This is a genomic window from Streptomyces thermovulgaris, from assembly GCF_002155915.1.
Classification (GTDB): domain Bacteria; phylum Actinomycetota; class Actinomycetes; order Streptomycetales; family Streptomycetaceae; genus Streptomyces; species Streptomyces thermovulgaris.
This window is the reverse complement of the sequence record NZ_MUME01000464.1, coordinates 1-1,710: the sequence shown is the minus strand read 5'-3', so window position 1 is coordinate 1,710 and position 1,710 is coordinate 1. Positions and strand designations below refer to the sequence as shown.

2 protein-coding genes are annotated in these 1,710 nt (G+C 74.2%); both read left to right on the top strand.

The window, feature by feature from the left end; all coding sequences use genetic code 11:
- The first annotated feature begins 376 nt into the window (after positions 1-376).
- Positions 377-1,270, top strand: a complete 894-nt coding sequence (locus CCN35_RS26390; protein ID WP_067397164.1) for an alpha/beta hydrolase — start codon at positions 377-379, stop codon at positions 1,268-1,270.
- A gap of 38 nt (positions 1,271-1,308) precedes the next feature.
- Positions 1,309-1,563, top strand: coding sequence for a MoaD/ThiS family protein (locus CCN35_RS26385; protein ID WP_067397163.1), 255 nt, complete (start codon positions 1,309-1,311; stop codon positions 1,561-1,563).
- The last annotated feature ends 147 nt before the right edge of the window (positions 1,564-1,710 follow it).

Here is a 1,710-nt window from a genome sequence, read left to right as displayed (position 1 = left end):
GCAGGGGGGCGGGTGGAGAGGCGAGCCGAGGATCGGGCAGAGGGCCCGGCAGGAGGCCGGCCGGGGACAGTGCCCCCGCCCGGACCGGCGGGCGTTCGTGCGCGGTTCGCTCGTCCATGCGTCTGGTTCCTCCTCGGGTCCCGGTGATGGGTACCTCCCACGCCTCGGTGGCGGAGGAGTCGTGCGGCACTGCTTCGTCGGTGTGCGAATCCCGCGCCCCTGGGACCCGCTGCGGCTCCGGAGAGCCACTGCGCGATCGACGGCCCGTACACCCGCGGTTGCCCGCGTCGTATACAACGCTCTCGACAGCACAAAAACCACAAAAGGACTCGGGGGCTTCACTGCCCGAGTCCTCTTTCGAAGCAGAATAACCGACATGGGCACGGGGTCGACAGGCCATGTGGTGCGTTCGACGGACGCCGCGGGGGTCCGGGCGACGCCGGCGGCACGCGTCAGGACGTTTCTGCGCACGGCGGACGGGGTGAGGCTCGACGCGGCGTACGAGCGCAGAACGGCGGCGCACGAGGGCGCACCCGGGGGCGCGCACGAGGGGTCGGACGACCTGGTGTTCGTGGTCGCACACGGGTTCACCGGTGCGCTGGAGCGACCGCACGTGCGCCGGGTGGCGCGGGTCCTGGCACGGCACGGCGCCGTCGTGACCTTCTCCTTCCGCGGTCACGGCGCCTCCGGCGGACGCTCCACCGTCGGCGACCGCGAGGTGCTGGACCTGGCGGCGGCGGTCGCGTGGGCGCGGGGCCTCGGGCACGCGCGCGTGGTGACCGTCGGCTTCTCCATGGGCGGCTCGGTGGTGCTGCGGCACGCGGCCCTGCACGGCGGCGGCCCGGCGGACGCGGCACGAGCCGGGGCACGGACCGGGTCCCGCACGGACGCCGTGGTCTCGGTCAGCGCGCCCGCACGCTGGTACTACCGGGGCACGGCCCCCATGCGCCGGCTGCACTGGCTGGTCACCCGCCCCGAGGGCCGTCTGCTGAGCCGCTACGGGCTGCGCACCCGCATCCACCACCGCCACTGGGACCCGGTCCCGCTCTCCCCGGTGGAGGCGGTCCCCCTCATCGCGCCCACCCCCCTGCTGATCGTGCACGGCGACCAGGACGGCTACTTCCCCCTCGACCACCCCCGGATGCTGGCCGCGGCCGCCGGTGACCACGGGGAACTGTGGGTGGAGCGCGGCATGGGCCACGCCGAGAACGCCGCCTCCGACGCCCTTCTGCACCGCATCGCGCGCTGGGCCCTCGCACGGGCGGGCTAGCCTGGCCCTGTTCATTGCCGAGCGACTTGAGGAACGGGATGGCAAAGGTCACGGTGCGCTACTGGGCGGCGGCGAAGGCCGCGGCCGGGGTCGCCGAGGAGCCGTACGAGGCGGAGACGCTCGCCCAGGCGCTCGCCGCGGTGCGTGAGCGGCACCCCGGTGAACTCGTCCGCGTCCTGGAACGCTGCTCGTTCCTGATCGACGGTGACCCCGTGGGAACACGCGGACACGAGACGGTACGGCTGACCGAGGGCGGCACGGTCGAGGTGCTCCCGCCGTTCGCAGGAGGGTGAGCGATGACCGACCGGTCGTACGAGGGGCCCTGGAACGAGAACCCCCACCACGACTCCCACCCCGGGTACGGCCCGTACCCGCAGCCGTATCCGCAGGCGTCCGCCCCGCGGCAGCCGTCCCCCCACCCCGGGCCGCAGCAGTGGCCC

Bases quoted from the DNA above. Each gene is read 5' to 3' on its own strand.
- CCN35_RS26385 (WP_067397163.1), top strand. From the start codon at position 1,309: ATGGCAAAGGTCACGGTGCGCTACTGGGCGGCGGCGAAGGCCGCGGCC.
- CCN35_RS26390 (WP_067397164.1), top strand. From the start codon at position 377: ATGGGCACGGGGTCGACAGGCCATGTGGTGCGTTCGACGGACGCCGCG.